At 53.6% G+C, this 3,125-nt stretch carries 1 protein-coding gene and 2 pseudogenes; 2 read left to right on the forward strand and 1 reads right to left on the reverse strand.

Features of this window, described 5'->3' with window-relative positions:
• On the forward strand, positions 1–1,904 hold a 1,904-nt coding region (locus DU29_RS01000000130615), incomplete at its 5' end, for an RHS repeat-associated core domain-containing protein (protein ID WP_033051053.1).
• Between the two features lie 36 nt (positions 1,905–1,940).
• Here DU29_RS01000000130615 and DU29_RS01000000130620 read toward each other — a convergent pair.
• Positions 1,941–2,117: pseudogene (locus tag DU29_RS01000000130620) on the reverse strand (PLP-dependent aminotransferase family protein); the annotation flags it as partial.
• A 124-nt stretch (positions 2,118–2,241) separates the two neighbouring features.
• On the opposite strand from DU29_RS01000000130620, the pseudogene DU29_RS0127970 reads away from it, so the two are divergent.
• Positions 2,242–3,125: pseudogene (locus DU29_RS0127970) on the forward strand (RHS repeat-associated core domain-containing protein); the annotation flags it as partial.

Genomic DNA, 3,125 nt, shown 5'->3' on the forward strand with positions numbered 1-3,125 from the left:
CCGGCCAGGTCCTCGAGGAACTGGCTGGTAATGGAATACGCACAGTTTCCAGCTATGACCTGGCCAACGGACATCTCCTGACGCTCGCCAATCAGGCCCCCAATGGCCAGTTTCTGCAAAAACTGAGCTACTGCTACGACCCCGCCGGCAACATCATAAACATCACCGACGCCGCGTTACCCATCCAGTACTCGGCCAACCAACGCATCGAACCCGTCCGACATTTCACCTACGACACGCTGTACCAACTGATCAAAGCCACAGGCTGGGAATCTGCCAAACCGTCATTGGGCCCCGCATTGCCGGAGTGGCAAGCCTTCGGCTCGGCCGACAGCAGCCGTTGGTGTAACTACACCGAAACTTATTTTTATGATGCGGCGGGCAATCTGTTGCAACGGGTTCATCAAGGCGCTGTGGACGACACGCTTACCATGCAGGTGGCTGCGCACAGTAATCGCAGCATCAAAGACCGGCCGGGGGCGGAGCTGGACGGACTTTTCGATGCGCGCGGCAACTTGCTCGAGTTGCAGCCAGGTCAGTCCTTACAGTGGAATGGCCATAACGAGTTGAGCGAAGTCGTGCAGGTCGCCCGACGCAACGCCCCCAGTGACAGGGAATTTTACGGCTACGATCATGAAGGCATGCGTGTCCGCAAATGCCGCACTGCAGCAGCGAAATCCATCATCCACACCGCCGACGTGCGATACCTGCCGGGTCTGGAACTGCACAGCAACAGCGCCACCGGCGAGAACTTGCAAGTGGTCAGCGTTCAGGTCGGCCGCTGTTCGGTGAGACTGTTGCATTGGAGCAGCTCTCCTCCGGACGGCGTGATCAATGACCAGCTGCGTTATTGCTTCGATGATCATCTGGGCTCAAGCGCCATTGAAGTCGATGCCGATGCAAAACGGATTAGCCAGGAAGTTTATTACCCATTTGGCGGCACGGCGTGGCTGGCGGGGCGGAATAAGGTGGAAACCACCTATAAAGCTATTCGCTACTCCGGGAAGGAACGGGATGCAACCGGGCTCTATTACTATGGTGCACGGTATTACGCGCCGTGGTTACAGCGCTGGTTGAATCCGGATCCAGCGGGAGATGTGGACGGGTTGAATTTTTATCGATTTGTCAGGAATGGGCCGGTTAATTTTGTAGATAGAGACGGCTACGCACCGGGGCTTTTTGATCTCCTGATTGAATCGAAAGACATACGTAGCAGCGTCGTGCACCGAGGGTTAAACGCTATAAAAACCCATATGCCTGAAACTGCAACTACTCTCGAGAGTGCGTTTCTAGAGCTTAAAAAAACGCTCACCTATGCAATGGTTGAACTTTCAGGCCCAGATCTTGACACAAAAATTGTTGAGCAGTTTTTCGGTGCTGGACAAGCGACTACAAAGAATATTGAATATTTCAAGAATGGGTTTCATAAAATGTTATTGGATATCGAACATATTAAGACCCATCCTGAAAGACTGATTGCGGTTTCGGGGGAAAAAGAAAGTGCATTTGTATTGCGCTCTGATTGGAATAGGAGGATATATTTTAGCTATGAATCCTTCATGGATAATGACGTGGGAGAAAACGCTTTTGTCTTGGGTCATGAATTAACTCACCTAAGTCCTGTTTTTGCATCTTATGATTACTGGTACTTGAGATCTTCTGATGTTGATTACATGGAGGGAGCGTCTGATAGCATGATGCATGATCAATATGTATTGAGAGATGCTTTTGTTGGGGCTGAGGATGCATTCATATCAAATGCAGGTGCTAGCGATATGGAGGGCGCCGTAGATAAGTTCAATGAAGACATGATTCTAAGAAGCCGGTACGCTCGCCATAATGCGGATACCATAATGAGCTTTGCGGCTGTTTTAAGTAGGAATGCCCAGCAACCGCTTCGATAGGCCAATGCTTGAACTGTTCGGGCAGTCGTTTCGATGCTAATAGTTCAACAACCGCACGATCCGCCCCAACGTCTCCATCACCTTCTCCGAAACCTCGTCCCAAGGGCTTCCATAGTTCAACCGAATACAATTCCTGAATCGCTGCGTCGGTGAAAATATCGGTCCCGGCGCGATGCTGATGCCCTGCGCCATCGCCATCTGAAACAATTTCAAAACCATCTTTTGTCGATCTGGGGTGATGGGCGGTAGAGCAGTGTCTACTGTCATTGTTGTCAGTAGACGTTGAATCTCCGCACACCTAGATTGCCAGTGGTCTCCTTGAGTCGAGCGCCATCATTTGCATCGCTATACGCCTTCAATCACCGTCATCGAACCTCGCGGGTTGCCCGTTCGTGAGTTGGCCTATCATCGCCGTGCGATGGGCGGTTTGCTGGAGACGCGGGTTACGCATCAGGTTCATGACGTGGCTGGGCGGCTTTGCGAGCAGCGCGATCCTCGACTGTTTGTTTCATCCCTCACTGATCCCGACGTGCCGGTAAACCTGCGCACGATTTACGGTCTGTCGGGCCAGTCACTGTGCAGCGATAGCGTCGATGCAGGCTGGCAGCTGAGCTTGCCAGGCCCTGATGGGCTGGCGGTTGAAATGTGGGATCAGCGCGGCTGGCATCGGCGCATCGAACATGATCTGTTGCGCAGGGCGGTGGCTATCGCTGAGCACATCAGTGGTGAGCCGGAGCGTTACGCCGAACGAATCACCTGGGGCGGTTCTAACGCGGACGATGCCTTGCACAATCGCTGTGGCCATTCGGTACGTCATGATGATCCGGCGGGTAGCCGGTTGATTCCCGAGTATGGACTCTCGGGCGCAGTGTTGGCCGAAGTCCGCCACCTCCTTGATAGCGCAGAGCCACCGAACTGGCCAGTGGACGAAGTTGCGCGCGGCCTGCTACTTGAGCCGGGTGAAGGCGCACGTTCTGACTGGCATTTCGCGGCAACTGGTGAAGTGCTGAGTCAGATGGATGCCAAGGGGCATACCCGGCATTTGCGCCATGACTGCATAGGTCAGCTGCGTGAGATTGGTCTGCAACGAGCGCAGTGCAACACCGTCGAAACCCTCGTCGGCGGTATTGAATACAGCGCAGCCGGCCAGGTCCTCGAGGAACTGGCTGGTAATGGAATACGCACAGTTTCCAGCTATGACCTGGCCAACGGACATCTCCT

It is taken from the genome of Pseudomonas sp. Ant30-3 (assembly GCF_000690905.1).
In the GTDB taxonomy this organism is placed as follows: Bacteria; Pseudomonadota; Gammaproteobacteria; order Pseudomonadales; family Pseudomonadaceae; genus Aquipseudomonas.